This is a genomic window from Chitinophaga niabensis, from assembly GCF_039545795.1.
GTDB classification, from domain to species: Bacteria; Bacteroidota; Bacteroidia; order Chitinophagales; family Chitinophagaceae; genus Chitinophaga; species Chitinophaga niabensis_B.
In genome coordinates, this window is the sequence record NZ_CP154260.1 from 445,526 (window position 1) to 465,318 (window position 19,793).

Annotated in this window: 29 protein-coding genes; 26 read left to right on the forward strand and 3 right to left on the reverse strand. The window is 46.0% G+C overall.

Annotated elements, in window-relative coordinates:
• Positions 1-23 precede the first annotated feature (23 nt).
• A complete protein-coding gene (locus tag AAHN97_RS01860; protein WP_343305886.1) occupies positions 24-530 on the reverse strand; it encodes a T9SS type A sorting domain-containing protein in 507 nt (168 codons plus the stop codon).
• Between the two features lie 455 nt (positions 531-985).
• Between AAHN97_RS01860 and fusA the strand changes: the two genes are divergently transcribed.
• The gene (gene fusA / locus AAHN97_RS01865) at positions 986-3,130 is read left to right on the forward strand and encodes an elongation factor G (protein WP_343305887.1); all 2,145 of its coding nucleotides are present in this window, start codon (positions 986-988) and stop codon (positions 3,128-3,130) included.
• A gap of 122 nt (positions 3,131-3,252) precedes the next feature.
• The gene (locus tag AAHN97_RS01870; RefSeq protein ID WP_343305888.1) at positions 3,253-3,831 is read left to right on the forward strand and encodes a hypothetical protein; all 579 of its coding nucleotides are present in this window, start codon (positions 3,253-3,255) and stop codon (positions 3,829-3,831) included.
• A 2-nt stretch (positions 3,832-3,833) separates the two neighbouring features.
• Here the strand turns inward: AAHN97_RS01870 and AAHN97_RS01875 are convergent, their stop codons facing one another.
• Complete coding sequence (locus AAHN97_RS01875; protein WP_343305889.1) at positions 3,834-4,967, reverse strand: PQQ-dependent sugar dehydrogenase; 1,134 nt, start codon at positions 4,965-4,967, stop codon at positions 3,834-3,836.
• Positions 4,968-5,175: 208 nt separating this feature from the next.
• On the opposite strand from AAHN97_RS01875, the gene AAHN97_RS01880 reads away from it, so the two are divergent.
• Complete coding sequence (locus AAHN97_RS01880) at positions 5,176-5,781, forward strand: hypothetical protein (RefSeq protein WP_343305890.1); 606 nt, start codon at positions 5,176-5,178, stop codon at positions 5,779-5,781.
• Between the two features lie 76 nt (positions 5,782-5,857).
• Here AAHN97_RS01880 and AAHN97_RS01885 read toward each other — a convergent pair whose 3' ends face one another.
• Complete coding sequence (locus tag AAHN97_RS01885) at positions 5,858-6,634, reverse strand: energy transducer TonB (RefSeq protein ID WP_343305891.1); 777 nt, start codon at positions 6,632-6,634, stop codon at positions 5,858-5,860.
• A gap of 207 nt (positions 6,635-6,841) precedes the next feature.
• Here AAHN97_RS01885 and rpsJ point away from each other — a divergent pair, with 207 nt between their 5' ends.
• From rpsJ to map, 23 genes are all read left to right on the forward strand, one after another.
• Positions 6,842-7,147, forward strand: a complete 306-nt coding sequence (gene rpsJ, locus AAHN97_RS01890; protein ID WP_012789286.1) for a 30S ribosomal protein S10 — start codon at positions 6,842-6,844, stop codon at positions 7,145-7,147.
• A 175-nt stretch (positions 7,148-7,322) separates the two neighbouring features.
• A complete protein-coding gene (gene rplC / locus AAHN97_RS01895; RefSeq protein WP_074240031.1) occupies positions 7,323-7,946 on the forward strand; it encodes a 50S ribosomal protein L3 in 624 nt (207 codons plus the stop codon).
• 1 nt (position 7,947) lies between these two features.
• Entirely contained in the window at positions 7,948-8,595 is a 648-nt protein-coding gene (rplD, locus tag AAHN97_RS01900; RefSeq protein ID WP_074240030.1) for a 50S ribosomal protein L4, read from the forward strand.
• Positions 8,596-8,677: 82 nt separating this feature from the next.
• The gene (gene rplW / locus AAHN97_RS01905; protein ID WP_074240029.1) at positions 8,678-8,977 is read left to right on the forward strand and encodes a 50S ribosomal protein L23; all 300 of its coding nucleotides are present in this window, start codon (positions 8,678-8,680) and stop codon (positions 8,975-8,977) included.
• Positions 8,978-9,073: 96 nt separating this feature from the next.
• Complete coding sequence (gene rplB / locus AAHN97_RS01910; protein ID WP_343305892.1) at positions 9,074-9,907, forward strand: 50S ribosomal protein L2; 834 nt, start codon at positions 9,074-9,076, stop codon at positions 9,905-9,907.
• 61 nt (positions 9,908-9,968) lie between these two features.
• Positions 9,969-10,238: a 30S ribosomal protein S19 gene (rpsS, locus tag AAHN97_RS01915; RefSeq protein WP_074240027.1), complete on the forward strand. Its 270-nt coding sequence runs from the start codon at positions 9,969-9,971 to the stop codon at positions 10,236-10,238.
• Positions 10,239-10,294: 56 nt separating this feature from the next.
• Positions 10,295-10,645, forward strand: coding sequence for a 50S ribosomal protein L22 (rplV, locus tag AAHN97_RS01920; RefSeq protein WP_074240026.1), 351 nt, complete (start codon positions 10,295-10,297; stop codon positions 10,643-10,645).
• A gap of 58 nt (positions 10,646-10,703) precedes the next feature.
• Positions 10,704-11,507: a 30S ribosomal protein S3 gene (rpsC, locus tag AAHN97_RS01925; RefSeq protein ID WP_343305893.1), complete on the forward strand. Its 804-nt coding sequence runs from the start codon at positions 10,704-10,706 to the stop codon at positions 11,505-11,507.
• Between the two features lie 50 nt (positions 11,508-11,557).
• A complete protein-coding gene (gene rplP, locus AAHN97_RS01930) occupies positions 11,558-11,977 on the forward strand; it encodes a 50S ribosomal protein L16 (protein WP_343305894.1) in 420 nt (139 codons plus the stop codon).
• A 64-nt stretch (positions 11,978-12,041) separates the two neighbouring features.
• The gene (gene rpmC, locus AAHN97_RS01935; RefSeq protein ID WP_074240023.1) at positions 12,042-12,242 is read left to right on the forward strand and encodes a 50S ribosomal protein L29; all 201 of its coding nucleotides are present in this window, start codon (positions 12,042-12,044) and stop codon (positions 12,240-12,242) included.
• Positions 12,243-12,304: 62 nt separating this feature from the next.
• On the forward strand, positions 12,305-12,565 hold the full coding sequence (rpsQ, locus tag AAHN97_RS01940; protein WP_074240022.1) for a 30S ribosomal protein S17: 261 nt from the start codon (positions 12,305-12,307) through the stop codon (positions 12,563-12,565).
• Positions 12,566-12,639: 74 nt separating this feature from the next.
• Complete coding sequence (gene rplN / locus AAHN97_RS01945) at positions 12,640-13,008, forward strand: 50S ribosomal protein L14 (protein ID WP_074240021.1); 369 nt, start codon at positions 12,640-12,642, stop codon at positions 13,006-13,008.
• Between the two features lie 196 nt (positions 13,009-13,204).
• Positions 13,205-13,543 carry a 50S ribosomal protein L24 gene (gene rplX, locus AAHN97_RS01950; RefSeq protein WP_074240020.1) on the forward strand — a complete coding sequence of 113 codons (339 nt, stop codon included), beginning with the start codon at positions 13,205-13,207 and terminating at the stop codon, positions 13,541-13,543.
• A complete protein-coding gene (gene rplE / locus AAHN97_RS01955) occupies positions 13,543-14,115 on the forward strand; it encodes a 50S ribosomal protein L5 (protein ID WP_074240019.1) in 573 nt (190 codons plus the stop codon). Before rplX ends, rplE begins: the two co-directional genes overlap by 1 nt.
• 22 nt (positions 14,116-14,137) lie before the next feature.
• A complete protein-coding gene (rpsN, locus tag AAHN97_RS01960; protein ID WP_074240018.1) occupies positions 14,138-14,407 on the forward strand; it encodes a 30S ribosomal protein S14 in 270 nt (89 codons plus the stop codon).
• A gap of 95 nt (positions 14,408-14,502) precedes the next feature.
• On the forward strand, positions 14,503-14,901 hold the full coding sequence (gene rpsH / locus AAHN97_RS01965; RefSeq protein ID WP_343305895.1) for a 30S ribosomal protein S8: 399 nt from the start codon (positions 14,503-14,505) through the stop codon (positions 14,899-14,901).
• A 119-nt stretch (positions 14,902-15,020) separates the two neighbouring features.
• Positions 15,021-15,575 carry a 50S ribosomal protein L6 gene (gene rplF, locus AAHN97_RS01970; protein WP_343305896.1) on the forward strand — a complete coding sequence of 185 codons (555 nt, stop codon included), beginning with the start codon at positions 15,021-15,023 and terminating at the stop codon, positions 15,573-15,575.
• A gap of 102 nt (positions 15,576-15,677) precedes the next feature.
• A complete protein-coding gene (gene rplR, locus AAHN97_RS01975) occupies positions 15,678-16,031 on the forward strand; it encodes a 50S ribosomal protein L18 (RefSeq protein ID WP_343305897.1) in 354 nt (117 codons plus the stop codon).
• Positions 16,032-16,064: 33 nt separating this feature from the next.
• Positions 16,065-16,583 carry a 30S ribosomal protein S5 gene (rpsE, locus tag AAHN97_RS01980; RefSeq protein WP_343305898.1) on the forward strand — a complete coding sequence of 173 codons (519 nt, stop codon included), beginning with the start codon at positions 16,065-16,067 and terminating at the stop codon, positions 16,581-16,583.
• 33 nt (positions 16,584-16,616) lie between these two features.
• Positions 16,617-16,802, forward strand: a complete 186-nt coding sequence (rpmD, locus tag AAHN97_RS01985) for a 50S ribosomal protein L30 (protein ID WP_074240013.1) — start codon at positions 16,617-16,619, stop codon at positions 16,800-16,802.
• A 95-nt stretch (positions 16,803-16,897) separates the two neighbouring features.
• Positions 16,898-17,344, forward strand: a complete 447-nt coding sequence (gene rplO, locus AAHN97_RS01990) for a 50S ribosomal protein L15 (protein ID WP_343305899.1) — start codon at positions 16,898-16,900, stop codon at positions 17,342-17,344.
• A gap of 79 nt (positions 17,345-17,423) precedes the next feature.
• Positions 17,424-18,767 carry a preprotein translocase subunit SecY gene (gene secY, locus AAHN97_RS01995; protein ID WP_343305900.1) on the forward strand — a complete coding sequence of 448 codons (1,344 nt, stop codon included), beginning with the start codon at positions 17,424-17,426 and terminating at the stop codon, positions 18,765-18,767.
• A 150-nt stretch (positions 18,768-18,917) separates the two neighbouring features.
• Positions 18,918-19,724, forward strand: coding sequence for a type I methionyl aminopeptidase (gene map, locus AAHN97_RS02000; protein WP_343305901.1), 807 nt, complete (start codon positions 18,918-18,920; stop codon positions 19,722-19,724).
• Positions 19,725-19,793: the final 69 nt, after the last annotated feature.

Here is a 19,793-nt window from a genome sequence, read left to right on the forward strand (position 1 = left end):
TTTAAACATTTTGAATAGAGCGCCTACTGAACAATGAGCTTTTCAGTGTAGATCATGCCGCCCGCTTTAATGATCACCGTGTAGATCCCCGCTGCAAGTTTGTCTACCGGCGTGGGGATGGTCACCTTACCCGCGCCGTACATCCGTCTTTCTGAATAGATCACCTGGCCGGCCGTATTCACCAGCATGAGGGTGATCATATTCTCTGCAAGGAGGTTGAACTGCATTCTGGCCGTAGTGGAGGCGGGGTTGGGGAAGAGGATAAAATCCATAAGGGGGCTGACTCCCGGTGCCAGCGGGGGAAGGATTTCCGGTTGCTGAAATCCCTGGGATAACATCCAGCTGCCTGCGGCGATGGTGGCTACGGCGGGTTCGCCGATGGTATAGTCGAAGGTGATACCACCGGCCGTGCCGGTGCCTCCGCTACTGGCTGCAACATCACGGACCAGTACCAGCTGGGCGCTCGTGGGCAGCCATGCTATTGCCATAAGCACGGCAATAAGCAGATACTTTGTAAAAAGATGCTTCATGAGTGTGAGGTTAATGAGTGAAAATGGAAAATGCTGTATAATAGAGGGCCTGCATGCAGATCTGCACGTCAAAACAAACTGTAAGTAATTGATACTAAATGCTCCTGACTATTGGTTATACATACCTATAAGCATGCATTGCCCTGCATCGGGAAATGTATTTGGGGTTCCCGTGCGTTTTGTGTTACCCGGTTTTAGTTATTAAATATGCTACTTAGAAATTGGGGTTCAAATTCAGCCTAGAACGCAATAAAGGTAGATAAAAAACGTTTCCGGCCAAACGTAGGAGACCCTCATTTAACATTTGGCGGATTTTTGATGATAGCTGGCTGAATTTTGAAAGCAGCCGGAGGATCGGGGATTTAACAATTTGACATTAAATCCAGCTTTATTAATTGATTTAAAAAGACTACCTTTGCCCCCCAAATTGCATTACTTATAGTCATTTTACTTTTATGGCAGACTTAAGATTTCAAAGAAACTTTGGTATTGCGGCTCACATCGATGCCGGTAAAACCACTACCACAGAGCGTATCCTGTATTATACAGGGAAGACCCACAAAATCGGTGAGGTTCACGAAGGGGCAGCTACCATGGACTGGATGGCGCAAGAGCAGGAGAGAGGTATTACCATCACATCTGCTGCTACTACCTGTTTCTGGAACTTCCCGACTCAACAGGGTTTACCTATTGCAGATACAAAGAACTACAAATTCAATATCATTGATACTCCCGGCCACGTGGACTTCACCGTTGAGGTAGAACGTTCCCTGCGTGTTCTGGATGGTCTGGTAGCATTATTCTGCGCCGTATCCGGCGTTGAACCTCAGTCTGAAACTGTATGGCGCCAGGCTAACAAGTACAAGGTACCCCGTATCGGTTTCGTTAACAAAATGGACCGTTCCGGTGCTGACTTCCTGAACGTGGTAAAACAAGTGAAGGAAATGCTCGGCGCAAACCCTGTTCCCCTGACGCTGCCTATCGGCGCTGAAGATAGCTTCAAAGGCGTGGTAGACCTGATCACCATGAAAGGTATCATCTGGGATGAAGAAGGTAAAGGCGCTACTTACCAGGAAATTGCTATCCCTGCAGACATGCAGGCGGAAGCAGAAGAATGGAGAGCGAAACTCGTGGAAGCAGTAGCTGACTACGATGAAACTTTGCTGGAGAAATTCTTCGAAGATCCTAATTCTATTTCTGAAGACGAGATCCACAATGCGATCCGTAAAGCCACCATCGATATGGCGATCATCCCGATGATGTGCGGTTCTTCTTTCAAGAATAAAGGTGTTCAGAAGATGCTGGATGGCGTTTGCCGTTACCTGCCTTCTCCGCTGGACGTTGAATCCGTAAAAGGTATCAACCCTGATAATAACGAAGAAATTGAGCGCCACCCTAACGCAAAAGAACCTTTTGCTGCCCTGGCATTCAAGATCGCTACCGATCCTTTCGTAGGTCGTCTGGCATTCTTCCGGGTTTACTCAGGCCGCCTGGACGGTGGTTCTTATGTACTGAACACCCGTACCGGTAAGAACGAGCGTATCAGCCGTATCATGCAAATGCACGCTAACAAGCAAAACCCGATCGACTTCATCGAAGCCGGTGATATCGGAGCAGCTGTTGGTTTTAAAGATATCAAAACAGGCGACACATTGTGCGCGGAAGATCATCCGATCATCCTCGAGTCAATGACCTTCCCTGAGCCCGTTATCCACGTTGCTATCGAGCCTAAAACTCAGGCAGACGTTGATAAAATGGGTCTGGCCATCTCTAAGCTGGTAGAAGAAGATCCTACCCTGAGAGCAAGGACAGATGAAGAAACCGGCCAAACCATCCTGAGTGGTATGGGTGAGCTTCACCTGGAGATCATCGTAGACCGTATGCGTCGCGAGTTCAAGGTAGAAGTGAATCAAGGTGCGCCGCAGGTTGCTTACAAAGAAGCGTTCACCAAAGTTGTTGAACACCGTGAGGTTTACAAGAAGCAAACAGGTGGTCGTGGTAAGTTTGCGGACATCCAGATCGAGATCGGGCCTGCTGACGAAGTTTGGTTGAAAGAGAACGAAGGCAAGAGCTTCCAGTTTGTGAATGATGTATTTGGTGGAGCCATCCCTAAAGAGTTCATTCCTGCGGTAGCAAAAGGCTTTGAAAACTCAATGACTAATGGTGTACTGGCTAACTTCCCGCTCGTGAGCCTGAAAGTTCGTTTGTTTGACGGTTCTTTCCACGCGGTTGACTCTGATGCAATGTCCTTTGAGCTTTGCGCCAAATCAGCCTTCCGTGAAGCTGGCAGAAAAGCGAAACCAGTATTGCTGGAACCTATCATGAAAGTAGAAGTGACCACGCCTGACCAATACATGGGTGATGTTACGGGAGACCTTAACCGTCGCCGTGGTATGCTGGAAGGTATGGAATCACGCAATGGTGCACAGGTGATCAAAGCCAAAGTGCCATTGAGCGAAATGTTCGGATACGTAACGCAACTGCGTTCCCTGTCTTCCGGACGTGCTTCTTCCATCATGGAATTCTCTCACTATAACCCTGCACCGAACAACATCGCTGAAGAAGTGGTGGCTAAGGTGAAAGGTAAAGTGAACGCCTAAGCACAAGTTGATAGATAGAAATAAAGAAGGCCCTCCGGATTCCGGAGGGTCTTTTTTTGAGGCCTGGCTGTAACCATTCTGCCTCCTGCCCCGTCTTACAGCAGACCTCAAACAATTAAACCATGCGTAACCTCATTTACCTCTTCGCAGCCTGCGTGCTGCTGGCAACTGCCTGCAAAAAATCCCGGAACAACACACCAAAGCCTAAGCTGGAACGCCGTTCTCTTCAGGATAAGGAAGTGCGTTACCTGCATCCCCAGTTTATTAACATCGATGGAGATACGCTCCATGATGTGTATTTCGTAGTAGGCCTGATCAATGACACAGAAGGTGTTCACGCAAAGTTTGCCGCACTTGCCGTGAAACATGCAAAATTGCTTTCCCAGCCGGATTCTGTTCTTAAACTAACAAAGGGGGAGGTAATTCCTGTGATCCCCGATCATCCGAGGGAATGGAATGGCTATGATACCTACCTGTGCGAGATCCTCCTGCCGGCGGGTAATCCGGCGGATACTACCTGGCGGGGCGCCTGGACTGCCGCTAACCGGAAATATATAGGGGTGCAGTTTATGATAGGCAATGAGCCTTACCTGGGTTGGATCTCCGCGTCCGTAGACACTGCGAGGGATTGTATGATCCTGCATGAAGCTGCCTGGCGGAAGGCCAGCGCAGGCAACATTCATGCAGGAGATCTGGAATAGTTTTATTCCGGTTTGCTGATCTCAATGATTTTACCGGCATTATCATCCGTGCAGATATATACTCTGCCGGCAGGAGAGATGCAAAGGTCCCTTAACCGGCCATACTGGTTAGTAAAGTAATTCTTGGTGCTGGCTATTGTTTTGCCATCTGCACCCAGCTTCAGCTGGTACAGGGTCTGGTTTTTCAGGCTCAGTACCAGCAGGGAGCCTTTCCACTGCGGTATACGGTCGTTATTGTAATAATCCAGCCCGCAAAGTGCAAAGGTACTGTTGCCGGTAGACCAGAGTGGTTCCTTCACATTATTGGCCGTGCAGAAAGTGGCTTCGCCGCCGGGATTGCAGGGGCCCTCCACATTCGGCCATCCATAATTACGCTGCTTTTCAATAATGTTCACTTCATCTTCCACACCCGCACCATGTTCAGAAGTGTAGAGGATGCCATTGTTCATCACCATACCCTGTGGATTACGGTGACCATAACTCCATACGGCACTGCCCGGGAAGGGATTATCCGCCGGAATGGTACCATCCAGGTTAATACGGAGCACTTTGCCGCTAAGGGAGGTAGTGAGCTGTGCATTTGCCTGAACATTCGCATCACCTGCTGTAATGAATAATTTACGGTCAGGCGTAATGAGCAGCCTGGAACCATTATGGATACCCGCTGCCGGAATGTTGTCCAGCAGAATTACGGGATCTTTTAAAGTATTGTCTGCATACTGGTAGCGCACCACCTTTTCCCGGTAGTTGCCGGCATTCCTGTAATTATACACAATGAACACCTGCGGGGTGGTGGTAAAGTCCGGGTGAAGCACCATGCCTAATAAACCACCTTCTCCATCCTGAACAGCATCCGGGATAGTGAGGAGCGGGCTGAGTGCCCCTGTTTTAGGGTTTACGCGGCTCACCTTGCCGTTCCGTTCCGTCATCCAGATAAAGTTATCAGGGCCCCAAAGGATCTCCCATGGGCGGGAAATACCGGCACCTACCACAGTGCGGATATTATCCGTTGGCCAATCCGGGTCTTCCGGTGGCGGATTATTGGGAGTGTTGTTCTTTTTGCAGGCAAAGGCAAATATGCAGGCCGCAGTAGTGAGAAAAGCCAGGGTGGCCACAGATATGGTAACAGGTTTCATGCAGGTTTTATTTTAAAACGGATAAGAAGGTAATTTATATATATAATGATCAAAATGTTTGCCACGTTATTTTTTCCATGATTAAAAATAATGTGCTGACAGTCAACCTTTTTCAAATCCTGCTGTTAAGAAAGAAGTTTAACCCTCCCGCCTTTTTATCCCCTTGGCCCTTGAAATCATGAGCAAGCATTCATCAAAAACACATATTATGAGAAAAATTGGTCACTTAACCCTTATTCTGGCTGCAGTATTATGTTCTACTGCCACGTTTGCACAAACTGAAAAAGGCAATATGCTGGTAGGCGCCAACCTGGCTAACATTGGCGGTATTTTCCAAAGTGGGGCGAGTACCTTCAACCTCAACCTTACACCAAAACTTGGATGGTTTATTAAAGACGACATTGCTATTGGAGGTGAAGTTAAGCTGGGTTTATCCACAGGCGATGGTTTCACTAATTTCTCCTATGGGGTAGGGGCTTTCGGCCGCTATTACATCAAGGATAAGAAAGTGGAACTATCCAAAAGGAGCCGTTGGTTCCTGGAAGCCAATGCCGGCATAAATGGCATCAACCGCAAAGCAGGCGACATTAAGACCAATACCAATGGTTTAGGTATTGGCTTTGGACCGGGTCTGGCCTATTTTATTACCCCTAATGTAGGATTGGAAGCGTTGCTGAAATATGATCTGACAGTTGGTTTTGGGAATTCCACTACCACACATGGTGTAGGTATAAACCTGGGTTTCCAGATCTATCTCCCTACTTCAAAGGCTAAACAGATCTATAAGGAAGAGCGCGAAAATATGAAGAGGTAAGCCCCTTAAAAAGTAGCGTATATATCACAAACAGGCTGTGTTCCCGGCGTAAAAAGCGGGAGGCAGCCTGTTTCGCTTAGTGTTTAGGCAGTTCAAAGCGGATGATCACCTGGTGTTTGCTGGGTACTTTCCTGCCATCCAGCTCCGCTGGTATCCATTTGGGCATTTTTTCCACAATACGGGTAGCCTCTTCTTCCAGGCCATAACCAATAGCGTCACCGATGGTAGCAGCATTATCCACCCGCCCGTTGGCGAGGATGAGGAATTCCACCGTTACTGCCCCGCTGATGCCGGCGCTTTTTGCCTCTTTGGGGTACTGGAGGTTTTTTCTGATGAAATAGGCCAGCGCTTTACCGCCACCCACGTACTGCGGTAGCCGGGAGACTTCCGGGGTGGGCACATTGTAGGGCTTACGCATGCTGTTACCCAGTTGTACATTCATGGGGATGGTGAGGTTCAGGTCCACCGGCTTTCCGTTCAGCGCACCTGGTTTCCATTTGGGCATGCGGGAAAACAGGAGGAGTACCTCCCTGTCCAGCTGTTTGAACCCAGATGAGCGCCGGAGCTTTACGCCCGTCACAAAGCCGGTATGTTCCACTGTGAAATCCACATATACCTTCACCAGGGTATCTTCCCGCAGGTTGAAGTAGGGTACGTTAAGGTTATAATTAAGCCAGCCTGCCATATTCCGGGAGCCGCCGGGGAATTCGGGGAGTACATCGGCTTTCAGTGCTATGAGTTCCTGTTCGAGGGCTTCTTCTAATTCTGCCTGGCTAAGGGGTATGGAGTCCTGATTCTGGGCAAAAACAGGAAAATAAACAAACAGGCATAATACAATAGATAAAAACCGCATAGAAGAATGTAATGCTTTGGTAATAAAATGATTAAACAAATTTCTTACCTTGCAGCTGTTAACCTAAATAGCTTTAAAACTAAAGATTGAAACGCATAAAGTCAATATTCTCCAGAAATATACCTCAAAATATTTGTCATAAATAAAATAAAGCATACCTTTGCCCTCCCAAATTGTAAGGGGTAATAAAGAAGAAGTTCATTGCATATGTCTCAGAGAATTAGAATCAAGCTGAAGTCCTACGATCACAATCTGGTGGATAAGTCTGCCGAGAAGATCGTTAAAACCGTGCGTAACACGGGTGCCGTGGTAACAGGTCCAATTCCTTTACCAACAGAGAAGAAAATCTTTACGGTACTGCGTTCTCCGCACGTTAACAAAAAAGCGCGTGAGCAATTCCAACTGTGCACGCACAAGCGTTTGTTAGACATTTACACCTCTTCTTCCAGAACTGTAGACGCGCTGAGTAAGCTGGATCTGCCTTCCGGAGTAGAAGTGGAAATTAAAGCGTAGGTAACTAAGAGACCTCAGCAATGGTGGGCGAAAGGCCCGCCTGAGGTGTTTTGTGACAAAAGCAACAAACAATAGGCTACGCCTTCAGGGTAGCCGCCCAATAAACAGTATTTAAACCGCTCATCCTGAGGATAGCTAGAGATCCCTCAGGCGCTGGGCTAAATTATATAACACAATGAAAGGTATTATTGGTAAAAAGATTGGTATGACCAGTATCTTCGAGGCCAATGGTAAGCAAACTGCTTGTACCATTATCGAGGCTGGTCCATGCGTGGTTACCCAGGTGAAATCTCAATCATCTGATGGGTATGACGCTGTTCAGGTAGCTTATGGCGAGAAGAAAGTTAAGAACACTCCCAAAGCAGAACAAAATCACTTCGCGAAAGCACAAACCTCCCCTAAACGTTACGTAAAAGAATTCCGCAACCCGGATGCTGCCGTTGCAAAAGCACTTGGCGAAACTATCACCTGCGAGATCTTCGCTGAGGGTGAGAAAATCGACATTGTAGGTACTTCCAAAGGTAAAGGTTTCCAGGGTGTTGTTAAACGCCACGGATTCAGCGGTGTGGGTGAAGCTTCCCATGGTCAGCACGACCGTCAGAGAGCACCCGGTTCTGTAGGTGGTTCATCTTATCCTTCCCGTGTTTTCAAGGGTATGCGTATGGCTGGCCAAATGGGTAATGAAAGAGTGAAAGTGAAAGGCCTGAAGATCCTGAAGATTTTCCCTGAGAAGAATTATATCCTGGTAAGTGGTTCCGTTCCCGGCCACATTGGTTCAATCGTTTTAATCCAGAAGTAATATGCAACTAGATATTTTAAATATAGAAGGTAAGAAGACCGGAAGAACTATTGAGCTTCCTGAAGAGATATTTGGTGTTGAGCCGAACAATCACGTGATCTACCTCGCTGTAAAGCAATACCTGGCTGCACAACGTCAGGGTACGCACAAGGTAAAGACCCGTGCTGAAGTGAAAGGTGCTTCCCGCAAACTACACAAACAAAAAGGTACCGGCGGTTCCCGTAAAGGTAACATCCGTAACCCATTGTATAAAGGTGGTGGTACCATCTTCGGGCCAAAACCTCACAGTTACGATTTCAAACTGAACCGTAAAGTGAAAGATGTGGCTAAGATCTCTGCACTGTCTACAAAGGCTAAAGAGAACAGCATCATCATTGTTGAGGATATCAACCTGGATGCACCTAAGACCAAACAGTTCCAAAGCATTCTCAAAAACCTGAACATCAATGTAGGTGGAAAGAAAACCCTGGTGGTTCTTCCTGAGTACAATGATAACGTATACCTGTCCCTCCGCAATATCCCTACCGTTGACGGTACTGTATTGAGCGATGTGAACACTTACGAGATCATGAACAGCAACTACCTGGTGTTCACTGAAAGTGCAGCAAAGATCTTCACTGAAGAGACTGCTGACATTGTAGAAGCATAATAATTTAAATAACAGCTCAAAGCTATAATGATATGAGATCGTAAGATCCCATCTGGCCCGAGAGCAAATTAAATATTCACAGATGAAACTGTCTGATGTTTTAATCAAACCGGTGATATCGGAGAAGGTAAACAAGGCGACTGAAAAGTTTAACCGCTTTTACTTCATTGTTGACAAAAAAGCCAACAAACTGGAGATAAAGAAAGCAGTGGAAGATTTCTACGGCGTAACTGTTGCAGAAGTTAACACAATGGTGGTTCCAGGTAAGAATAAAACCCGCTTTACTAAAGCAGGCTTTATCTCAGGCCGCAAACCTTCCCATAAGAAAGCAGTGGTAACACTGGCGAAAGGAGAATCCATAGATCTGTATGCTAACATATAATATACCAGTGCCGTTAGCGGCGTAAGCTGCTAACCTGGATGTATATACAGATCAAATTATAAATAGTCTATTAATCATTTTGAATTAAGTAGAAAAATGGCACTGAAAAAGTACAAACCGATTACAGCCGGTACCCGTTGGAAAATAGGTAATGCATATGCAGAGCTGACATCCGACACTCCTGAGAAAAGCCTCCTGGCTCCAGCTCAGAGAACTGGCGGTAGAAACGTGCAAGGTAGAAGGTCTATGCGCTACATTGGCGGTGGACACAAGAAACAATACCGTATCATCGATTTCAAACGTGATAAGGTAAGCATCCCGGCTACAGTAAAAACGATCGAGTACGATCCAAACCGTAGCGCATTCATCGCTCTGCTGAACTATGCAGATGGTGAAAAACGTTACATCATTGCTCCGAACGGGCTGCAGGTAGGCGCTACTGTTATCAGTGGTCCTGAAGTTGCTCCGGAACTGGGTAATGCATTACCGTTGAAGAATATGCCTTTGGGTACTGTTGTTCATAATATCGAGCTGCAACCTGGTAAAGGTGCCGCTATCGCACGCAGTGCCGGTACTTATGCACAATTGAGCAACAAGGAAGAAAAATACGCTGTGTTGAAAATGCCTTCCGGCGAGCTGCGTAAAGTGCTGAACACTTGTATGGCTACCGTAGGTACAGTTTCTAACTCTGATCACGCGCTGCAATCTATCGGTAAGGCTGGTGCCAACCGTTGGAGAGGTATTAAGCCCCGTACGCGTGGTGTGGCCATGAACCCTGTGGATCACCCGATGGGTGGTGGTGAAGGTAGAGCTTCAGGCGGTCACCCAAGATCAAGGAATGGCAAATATGCGAAAGGTCTGAAAACCAGGAAAACGCATAAGAGCTCAGATAAACTGATCATCACCCGTAAAAACGGTAAGAAATTATAATAACGCTTAACAAGTTTCAATCCCGTTAAACCCGGGATTGAAATCTTAAATAAACAAGACTATGGGTCGTTCCATTAAAAAAGGTCCTTACGTAGACTTCAAATTAGAGAAGAAAGTAGAAAAACAGAACGAGGGTGGTTCTAAAAGGACCGTTATCAAAACCTGGAGTCGTCGTTCTACTATCACTCCCGATTTCGTAGGCCATACTTTTGCCGTACACAACGGTAACAAGTTCATCCCGGTTTACGTAACCGAGTTCATGGTGGGTCACAAACTGGGTGAATTTGCACCTACCCGCAACTTCAAGGGACACGCAAACAAAAAAATGTAGTCATTCCGTTCTCTGAACGCTGACACAAAACTTATATAACACAGAAATTAATCACAATGGAAGCAGTAGCTAAGCTGAACAACAATCCTACATCTACCCGCAAAATGCGTTTGCTCGCAGACCTTATCCGCGGCCTTGATGCAGAGAAAGCTTTGAATATTTTGAAATTCCATCCTAAACACCCTAGCGTGCCGCTGGAGAAACTTTTGCTATCAGCTATAGCAAACTGGAAGATCAAAAACGAAGGCGCGAGGGTTGAAGATGCTAACCTGTTCGTAAAAACTGTTTTTGTAGACGGTGGCCGTGTTCTCAAAAGGATGCGTCCGGCTCCACAAGGTAGAGGTTACCGTGTGCGCAAAAGAAGTAATCACGTAACACTGGTGGTAGATGGTCGCGCTGCTAAGTAAGCAGACCAGCTGTAGGAAAAAAATATATTTAAAACTCATAGACAAATAAAACCAGAACATGGGTCAGAAAACAAATCCTATTGGTAACAGGTTAGGTATCATCAGAGGATGGGACTCTAATTGGTATGGGAGCAAAAAGGATTATGCTTCCAAGCTGATCGAGGATAATAAGATCAGGACTTACCTGAATGCACGTATCAACAAAGGCGGCATTTCACGCGTAGTGATCGAAAGAACACTCGGTAAGCTCATCATCACCATTCATACCTCTAAGCCTGGTATCATCATAGGTAAAGGTGGTAACGAAGTGGACCGCATCAAGGAAGAATTGAAGAAACTGACCGGAAAAGAAGATGTTCAGATCAACATTCTGGAGATCCGCCGTCCGGAGATAGATGCTACCATCGTTGCTGAGACGATCGCTAAACAGATCGAAAGCCGTATCAACTACAAACGTGCTATCAAAATGGCTATTGCTACCGCTCTCCGTATGGGTGCAGAAGGTATCAAGGTTAAGATCGGTGGTCGTTTAGGTGGTGCTGAGATCGCCCGTTCCGAAGAAATGAAACAAGGCCGCGTGCCCCTGCATACTTTCCGTATGGATATCGACTACGCTTCTTTATTCGCGCTTACTGTTTACGGTAAGATCGGTATCAAAGTGTGGATCTGTAAAGGTGAAGTACTGGGTAAACGTGATCTGAATCCTAACGCTGTATCCGGCAAAGATGGTGAAGGCCGCGTAGGCGGTGGTCATCAGGGCGGTGGAAACCGTGGTGGCGGAGATCGTGGTGGTGAAAGAAGAGACAACCGTGGTGGTGGCGGTGATAGAAGAGGTGGTGGAGACCGTGGTCCTCGTAAATAATCACACAGCTGTTGAAACTTAATTAAACAAACTTTTTAACAACATAAACGATGTTACAGCCCAAGAGAACGAAACACAGGAAGATGCACAAAGGCCGCATCAAAGGTAACGCAAAGAGGGGCGCAGCTCTTTCTTTCGGTTCATTCGGCCTTAAAGCATTGGAACCTAAGTGGATCACAGACCGTCAGATAGAAGCTGCGCGGGTGGCGCTGACCAGGCATATGAAGCGTGAAGGTAACGTGTGGATCCGCATTTTCCCGGACAAACCAATCACCGCCAAGCCGTTGGAAGTGAGGATGGGTAAAGGTAAAGGTGCTCCAGACCATTGGGCATGCGTAGTAAAGCCCGGTCGCATCCTGTTTGAAGCAGACGGTGTTCCCATGCAAGTAGCTAAAGAAGCTATGGAATTGGCTGCACAGAAACTGCCGATCAAAGTGAAATTCGTAGTGCGCCGCGACTATGTTGCTTAATTGCACCAGCGTATTAAACCTGATCAAGTAAACAAACCTGATAACCAGAACAAAATTTTAAAAAATGCCAAAAGCAATACTGGACCTTAAAGGCCTGACTGAACAAGATCTGAAAGACAAATTGTCTGAAGAGAAGTTGCGCTTGAAAAAGGTCACGTTCAGCCACGCGGTAACACCGATCGAAAATCCGATGAGCATCCGCTTCATCAGAAGGGACATCGCACGTATCCAGACTGAACTGCGCAGAAGAGCGTTGGGTTTCTAGTGATAGCTATTAACCAGTAAAAACGATAAATTATCTCTTTAGGGAGTAAAATACCTTTCAAAATGACCGAAGAAAGAAAAGTAAGAAAAACCAGGATCGGACTGGTATCCAGCAATAAAATGGATAAAACCATTACTGTTGAAGTTGAACGTAAAGTGAAACACCCGATCTATGGTAAGTTCATTAAGAAAACCACCAAGTTCATGGCACACGATGAAAAGAACGAGTGCAGCATTGGTGATACCGTACGTATCATGGAATCCCGCCCGTTAAGCAAAAACAAGAACTGGCGCATGGTGGAAGTGATCGCTAAAGTAAAGTAATTATTCATTTGTTTCAAGCTGCCCGTCATCAACTGATACGCAGCCTCTGCTTAAACAATTAACAACGTATTACGATGATACAACAAGAATCAAGGCTGAACGTAGCTGATAATAGTGGCGCTAAAGAAGTGCTCTGTATCCGCGTACTCGGCAACTCCGGTCAGGATTATGCAGGTGTGGGTGATAAGATTGTAGTGACTGTAAAAGACGCTATCCCCGGTGGTGGTGTAAAGAAAGGCACAGTAACCAAAGCTGTTATTGTAAGAACAAAGAAGAAACTCCGTCGTAAAGATGGTTCTTACATCCGCTTCGATGACAACGCCGTTGTATTGCTGAATAACTCAGACGAGCCACGCGGTACCCGTATATTCGGTCCGGTTGCACGTGAGCTTCGCGATAAAGGATATATGAAGATCATCTCCCTGGCACCAGAAGTGCTTTAAGGAGTAAAATATACGTTCGGATCTGGAATTAAAGATTTTGAGAATAAGGGTAATATATATGAAAATTACCTTTATCTGAAAGCTGGAATTCAAGATCCGAATTCTTTGCATATCTTTGCAGCCCGTTTAAAAAACGACATAAATATTAATCAAGTGGAACAGGTGTTCCGTTTGGCGTTTATAAATAAACAAACAGATGAAAACTAGATTTAAGCCTAAGTTCAACATTAAGAAAGGCGACCTGGTTGTGGTGGTTACCGGTGATGACAAAGACCGGACCAAACCCCGCAAGGTGTTGGAAGTAATTCTTGACAAAAGCCGTGTATTAGTGGAAGGCGTGAACATCATCACTAAACACACCAAACCTTCTGCCCAGAATACCAAAGGTGGTATTGTAAAGGTAGAAGCTCCTATTGCTATCTCTAACGTAATGTTATGGGATGCAAAGGCTGGCGCACCTACACGTGTAGCTCGTCAGAAACAGGATGGTAAAGTAGTTCGTATCGCTAAAAAATCAGGGGAGGTAATCAAATAATGGCAAACACATCATATCAACCCAGGCTGCAAACTAAATACCGTAACGAAGTGGTGTCTGCTTTGCATAAGAAATTCAATTATAAAAGCGTAATGCAGGTTCCCCGCCTTACCAAGATATGCCTGAACCAGGGTATCAACGGTGCGGTTGGTGATAAGAAACTGGTAGATGTTGCAGTAGATGAAATGACCCGTATCGCTGGTCAGAAAGCTATTGCTACTATGTCTAAAAAGGACATCTCCAACTTCAAACTGCGTAAAAACATGCCAATTGGTGCACGTGTTACGCTGCGTGGTGTAAATATGTACGAGTTCCTGGACAGGCTGATCTCTGTATCCCTGCCCCGTGTTCGTGACTTTAAAGGTATCAACGAAAAAGCTTTTGACGGCCGTGGTAACTATACCCTGGGTGTTACAGAGCAGATCATCTTCCCTGAGATCGACATCGATAAAGTTTCCCGTATGACTGGTATGGATATCACTTTCGTGACCACTGCCAAAACCAACGAAGAAGCTTATGAGCTGTTGAAAGAACTGGGTATGCCTTTCAAGAACATCAGAAAAGAAAACTAATATTAATATTTCATAATCAATTATGGCAAAAGAATCCGTAAAAGCCAGACAAAGGAAGAGAGAAGCGATGGTAGCCAAGTTCGCAGAAAAACGCGCTGCTTTGAAAGCAGAGGGTAATTATGCTGAGCTGGACAAACTGCCTAAAAACGCATCTCCCGTTCGCCTGCACAACAGATGCCAACTCTCCGGTCGTCCAAAAGGATATATCCGCATGTTTGGCGTATGTCGTAACATGTTCCGCGACATGGCACTGGCAGGTAAGATCCCTGGTGTAAGAAAAGCAAGCTGGTAATTCCGATTGAATTACTTACTCGCAGATTAACTTGATTCCTTTCTTTTTCGATTGGATATCGCATTGTACTAACTGTTTTAAATTTTTTCGAAACAATGGTTACTGATCCAATAGCAGATTTTTTAACACGCATCCGTAACGCCCAAATGGCAAATCACAGGATCGTGGAAATTCCGGCTTCAAAACTGAAGAAACGTATTACCGAAATCTTGTATGACAAAGGTTATATCCTGAAATACAAGTTCGAAGAGGACAACAAACAAGGCCTCATTAAGATAGCATTGAAATACGATGCGCAAACTAAAGTACCAGCGATCACTGACCTGCAAAGGATCAGCCGCCCGGGTCTGCGCCAGTATTCCAAACCTGATGGTTTTACACGCATCAAGAATGGTCTCGGTATCGCTATCATTTCTACTTCCAAAGGTGTTATGACCGATAAGGAAGCGAAACAACAGAACGTAGGTGGCGAAGTAGTTTGCTTCGTTTATTAATATAACTGATCCCGCCTTGCAAAAGGCGGGATTGATGGCATTCTGACAATTAAGCTCTTCTTTTTCCGGCGCTGAACACGGAATGCCTGAATTACACAACACAATTAAACTGACTGATTATGTCACGTATAGGAAGAAGTCCTATTAAATTGGCCAGCGGCGTTACAGTAACTGTATCCCCTGCTAACGAGATCACGGTTAAAGGTCCCAAGGGTGAACTGAAGAAAGAAATGGACCGTGATATCAAACTGGAAGTAAAAGATGGTGAGATCATTATCTCCCGTCCTACTGATCAGATCCGTCACCGCGCTTTGCATGGTTTGTATCGTGCACTCGTAGCTAACATGGTTACAGGCGTATCTGAAGGATTCAAAAAACAACTCGAGCTGGTGGGTGTGGGTTACAAAGCTGCGAACCAGGGTCAGTTGTTAGATCTATCTTTAGGTTATTCTCACAACATTATCTTCGAAATACCATCTGAACTGAAGGTTGCAACCCTCACAGAAAAAGGTCAGAACCCGAAGATCATGCTGGAAGGTATAGACAATCAACTGTTGGGCCAGGTTGCTGCCAAGATCCGCAGCCTCCGCAAACCAGAACCATACAAAGGTAAAGGTGTTCGTTATGCAGGTGAAGTGGTACGTAAGAAAGCTGGTAAATCTGCCGGTAAGTAATAATACCATCCGCAACGCGGCATAAACGGTAAAAGCTAACAGCATTAATAATTAATAAAGAGTAATAGTCCCGGCAGCATCGGGCCTTAAATACACTTCATAATGAGTACAAGAACAGACAGAAGACAAAATATCCGCTACCGGATCCGTAAAAAGATCAGCGGAACTGCACAACACCCTCGTTTAGCGGTTTACCGCAGCAACGCGGATATCTATGTGCAGCTGATTGACGATACCAATGGCACTACCCTGGCATCCGCTTCTTCCCGTGATAAGGATATCAAAGCCCAGCAAGGTACCAAATCCGAGAAATCAAAGCTGGTGGGCGCTGCATTGGCTACTAAAGCCAAAGCATTGGGACTCACAACCTGCGTATTCGACAGGAGTGGTTACCTCTACCATGGTCGTGTAAAAGCAGCAGCTGAAGGCGCGCGTGAAGGTGGACTGCAATTTTAATCAATCTGATATCGTAATTCTTATTAAATAAAAATGGCAAAGAATTCATTCAATAAAGTAAAAGCTGGCGATCTTGAGCTGAAAGAGAAGGTTGTAGCTATCAACAGGGTTACCAAAACCACCAAAGGCGGCCGGACTTTCAGTTTCTCCGCGCTGGTAGTAGTAGGTAATGAGAACGGTGTGGTAGGTCACGGCCTTGGTAAAGCCAAGGAAGTACAGGAAGCCATCACTAAAGGGATCGATGACGCTAAAAAGAACCTGATTAAAATCCCCGTACACCACGGTACTATTCCTCACGACCAATTGGCGAAGGAAGGTGCAGCGAAAGTACTGATCAAACCAGCCGCTCACGGTACTGGTGTGATCGCGGGGGGTTCTATGCGTGCTGTGCTGGAAAGCGCTGGTATTACAGACGTTCTGGCTAAATCCCTGGGTTCTGCAAATCCCCACAACGTGGTGAAAGCTACTTTCAAAGCGTTGGGCCTGTTGCGCGAACCGATGCAGATTGCTAAAACCCGTAGCATTTCCCTGAAGAAGGTATTCAACGGATAAGCATTATTTCTAATTAGGAATATATAAAGTAAAATGGCAAAGATTAAAGTCACTCAGGTAAAAAGTGGTATCGACCGTCCGGAAAGACAAAAGCTGACCCTTAAGGCGCTTGGTCTGAAAAAGATGCATGCCACTGTTGAAGTAGAAGCAACCCCCCAGGTACTGGGTATGGTGCGTGCCGTGAACCATCTGGTAAAGGTGGAGAATGTAAACGCATAATGTAAAAAAAACAATTACATTTGGCTTCTTACTTTTTTGAACTATCATTGTAAAAGCGAGCGGTTGATTTCCGCGTAAGTAAAACAATTAAAATTATGAGTTTACAGAATTTAAGGCCTGCACAAGGCGCAGTACATAAATCAAAACGTTTAGGTCGTGGTGAAGCATCCGGTAAAGGTGGTACTGCTACGAAAGGTAACAAAGGTGCTCAATCCAATACTGGTTATGCCAGCAAAAGAGGTCACGAAGGTGGTCAGATGCCTATTCAACGTCGTTTGCCTAAACGTGGTTTCATTCCTATCACCCGTACTGAATATAAAGTATTCAACATAGGTGACCTGGATGTGATCATCGAAAAATACGGTCTGCAGGAATTCTCCGTTGAAAACCTGTACATGAACGGCCTGATCAACAAAACAGCTAAAGTGAAAGTACTCGGTCAAGGAGAAGTGAAAAGCAAAGTTGTTTTGAAAGTGAACGCGATCAGTGAAAAAGCTAAAGCAGCAATCGAAGCAGCTGGCGGATCAATAGAACTGGTTTAAGAAATTACGATAGAGAAGGCGCCTACGGAGTAGTGCGTCTTTTCGAATTTTACACGCGTTATTAAACTCTTATCTTCCTGTGAAGAAATTTATCGAAACCATAAAGAACATCTGGAGCATCGAGGACCTGCGTAAACGCATTGGTACCACGCTGCTTCTGGTACTGGTGTACCGCGTAGGTTCCTATATCACCCTTCCCGGTCTCGATCCCAATGAGCTGGCAAAATTCTCTGAGACGTCTCAAAAAGGCATCCTGGGCCTCTTCAATATGTTCGCCGGCGGTTCATTCTCCCGCGCTTCCATCTTTGCCCTGGGTATCATGCCCTATATCTCAGCGTCTATCGCTATTCAACTGCTCACCATCGCTGTACCTTATTTCCAGAAACTGCAGAAAGAAGGAGATAGCGGAAGGAAGAAGATCAACCAATATACCCGTATCCTGACCGTAATTGTTACGGCTTTCCAGGCCAGCGCGTATGTGGCTTACCTCAGAACACAATCCGGTAGCGCACTCATCCCTGAATATGGTTCATTCATGTTCTGGTTGTCTACTACCGTTGTGCTCACTGCTGGTACATTGTTCGTAATGTGGTTAGGAGAAAAGATCACAGATAAAGGTATTGGTAACGGTACTTCTATCATCATCATGACCGGGATCCTCGCCCGTCTGCCAGAAGCCCTGTTGCAGGAGCTGTCGCTCAAAACAACCGGTGCAGGTGGCGGATTGCTGATATTCCTGGTAGAGATCGCTTTCTTCATCCTGATCACAGTAGGTCTTATCCTGCTGGTACAAGGTACCCGCAAGATCCCTGTGAACTATGCAAAACGCATTGTTGGTAACAAACAATATGGTGGTGTACGCCAGTTCATTCCCCTGAAAGTGAATGCTGCCGGTGTAATGCCCATCATCTTTGCCCAGGCCATCATGTTCATCCCGGCTACTGCCATCGGATTTGCAACAAACAACGAAGGAGCATCTGCATTTATCCGCATATTCAGCGATCATACAAATGCTTATTATAACCTGATCTACGCAGTACTGGTAGTAGTATTCACCTTCTTCTACACAGCACTGATCTTCAATCCTACCCAAATGGCGGATGAGATGAAACGTAATAATGGTTTTGTACCTGGTGTTAAACCCGGTAAAGCCACCGCAGATTATATCGGAGCTGTTATGGACCGCATCACCCTTCCCGGTGCATGTTTCCTGGCACTGGTAGGTATCCTCCCCGGTGTTGCAGCCGCGGTAGGTATCAACGGAGCATTCGCTACCTTCTTCGGTGGTACATCACTGCTGATCATGGTAGGGGTTATCCTGGATACCCTGCAGCAGATCGAAAGCCAGTTGCTCATGCGCCACTATGATGGCCTGATGAGTTCCGGCAGGATCAAAGGCAGAACCAGCCCGGCTAACGCCTGATCAAAACAGTCTTAAGAATTAAAGATATAGTGCACCAGGAGTCTCTGATTCCTGGTGTTTTTTTTGTCATACTTTTCAGCTTCCTGAACCACTGCGGTCATTCTGCTGTTCATAAGGAAACAATCAGATTTTTCCATAATTTTGCACGTTATGATCCATTACAAGACGAAAGAAGAAATAGAACTGATCCGTAAAAGCGCTCAACTCGTTAGTGCTACACTGGCAGAAGTGGCCAGCAGGCTGAAACCCGGCATGAGTACCTTGGATGTGGATGCGATTGCAGAGCAATTCATCAGGGATCACGGGGCAGTGCCCTCCTTCAAGAACTACAAAGGTTTTCCCAATACATGCTGTATCTCCGTAAATGAAGCCGTAGTACACGGCATCCCCAACGGGTACACTATAAAGGACGGAGATATCGTTTCCGTGGATGTAGGCGTATTTAGTGAAGGATTTCATGGAGACAGCGCATACACTTTTGCCATAGGAGAGATCCCCAGCCATGTACAAAAACTGATGGCTGCTACCAAAACAGCCCTTAACAAAGGGATTGAAAAAGCGATTGTAGGCAACAGGGTAGGAGACATTGCTTATGCTATCCAGGAGTATGTGGAGAAAGAACGTGGCTACGGGGTGGTTAGAGAGCTGGTAGGGCATGGTTTGGGCCGTAACCTGCATGAAGATCCGCAAGTGCCGAATTATGGCCGCAGGGGCAGCGGAGCCGTATTGAAAGAAGGCCTGGTGATAGCCATTGAACCTATGGTGAACCTGGGTACCCGTGATGTGGAATACCTGGAAGATGGCTGGACAGTGGTAACACGCGACCGTAAGTCTTCTGTACACTATGAACATACAGTAGCAGTCATGAAAGGTAAACCGGATGTTTTATCCACTTTTGCAGGAATAGAAGTGGCGGAGAAGAACAATCCTGCTATTAACTCTGCTTATCTGAACTAGGGCATTTAGTGCCGGAAGTCACTAGAAAAGCCTATATTTGCCATCTGGTTTTAAAAACCGGGTAGATCA

Bases quoted from the DNA above. Each gene is read 5' to 3' on its own strand.
- AAHN97_RS01860 (WP_343305886.1), bottom strand. From the start codon at position 530: ATGAAGCATCTTTTTACAAAGTATCTGCTTATTGCCGTGCTTATGGCA.
- fusA (WP_343305887.1), top strand. From the start codon at position 986: ATGGCAGACTTAAGATTTCAAAGAAACTTTGGTATTGCGGCTCACATC.
- AAHN97_RS01870 (WP_343305888.1), top strand. From the start codon at position 3,253: ATGCGTAACCTCATTTACCTCTTCGCAGCCTGCGTGCTGCTGGCAACT.
- AAHN97_RS01875 (WP_343305889.1), bottom strand. From the start codon at position 4,967: ATGAAACCTGTTACCATATCTGTGGCCACCCTGGCTTTTCTCACTACT.
- AAHN97_RS01880 (WP_343305890.1), top strand. From the start codon at position 5,176: ATGAGAAAAATTGGTCACTTAACCCTTATTCTGGCTGCAGTATTATGT.
- AAHN97_RS01885 (WP_343305891.1), bottom strand. From the start codon at position 6,634: ATGCGGTTTTTATCTATTGTATTATGCCTGTTTGTTTATTTTCCTGTT.
- rpsJ (WP_012789286.1), top strand. From the start codon at position 6,842: ATGTCTCAGAGAATTAGAATCAAGCTGAAGTCCTACGATCACAATCTG.
- rplC (WP_074240031.1), top strand. From the start codon at position 7,323: ATGAAAGGTATTATTGGTAAAAAGATTGGTATGACCAGTATCTTCGAG.
- rplD (WP_074240030.1), top strand. From the start codon at position 7,948: ATGCAACTAGATATTTTAAATATAGAAGGTAAGAAGACCGGAAGAACT.
- rplW (WP_074240029.1), top strand. From the start codon at position 8,678: ATGAAACTGTCTGATGTTTTAATCAAACCGGTGATATCGGAGAAGGTA.
- rplB (WP_343305892.1), top strand. From the start codon at position 9,074: ATGGCACTGAAAAAGTACAAACCGATTACAGCCGGTACCCGTTGGAAA.
- rpsS (WP_074240027.1), top strand. From the start codon at position 9,969: ATGGGTCGTTCCATTAAAAAAGGTCCTTACGTAGACTTCAAATTAGAG.
- rplV (WP_074240026.1), top strand. From the start codon at position 10,295: ATGGAAGCAGTAGCTAAGCTGAACAACAATCCTACATCTACCCGCAAA.
- rpsC (WP_343305893.1), top strand. From the start codon at position 10,704: ATGGGTCAGAAAACAAATCCTATTGGTAACAGGTTAGGTATCATCAGA.
- rplP (WP_343305894.1), top strand. From the start codon at position 11,558: ATGTTACAGCCCAAGAGAACGAAACACAGGAAGATGCACAAAGGCCGC.
- rpmC (WP_074240023.1), top strand. From the start codon at position 12,042: ATGCCAAAAGCAATACTGGACCTTAAAGGCCTGACTGAACAAGATCTG.
- rpsQ (WP_074240022.1), top strand. From the start codon at position 12,305: ATGACCGAAGAAAGAAAAGTAAGAAAAACCAGGATCGGACTGGTATCC.
- rplN (WP_074240021.1), top strand. From the start codon at position 12,640: ATGATACAACAAGAATCAAGGCTGAACGTAGCTGATAATAGTGGCGCT.
- rplX (WP_074240020.1), top strand. From the start codon at position 13,205: ATGAAAACTAGATTTAAGCCTAAGTTCAACATTAAGAAAGGCGACCTG.
- rplE (WP_074240019.1), top strand. From the start codon at position 13,543: ATGGCAAACACATCATATCAACCCAGGCTGCAAACTAAATACCGTAAC.
- rpsN (WP_074240018.1), top strand. From the start codon at position 14,138: ATGGCAAAAGAATCCGTAAAAGCCAGACAAAGGAAGAGAGAAGCGATG.
- rpsH (WP_343305895.1), top strand. From the start codon at position 14,503: ATGGTTACTGATCCAATAGCAGATTTTTTAACACGCATCCGTAACGCC.
- rplF (WP_343305896.1), top strand. From the start codon at position 15,021: ATGTCACGTATAGGAAGAAGTCCTATTAAATTGGCCAGCGGCGTTACA.
- rplR (WP_343305897.1), top strand. From the start codon at position 15,678: ATGAGTACAAGAACAGACAGAAGACAAAATATCCGCTACCGGATCCGT.
- rpsE (WP_343305898.1), top strand. From the start codon at position 16,065: ATGGCAAAGAATTCATTCAATAAAGTAAAAGCTGGCGATCTTGAGCTG.
- rpmD (WP_074240013.1), top strand. From the start codon at position 16,617: ATGGCAAAGATTAAAGTCACTCAGGTAAAAAGTGGTATCGACCGTCCG.
- rplO (WP_343305899.1), top strand. From the start codon at position 16,898: ATGAGTTTACAGAATTTAAGGCCTGCACAAGGCGCAGTACATAAATCA.
- map (WP_343305901.1), top strand. From the start codon at position 18,918: ATGATCCATTACAAGACGAAAGAAGAAATAGAACTGATCCGTAAAAGC.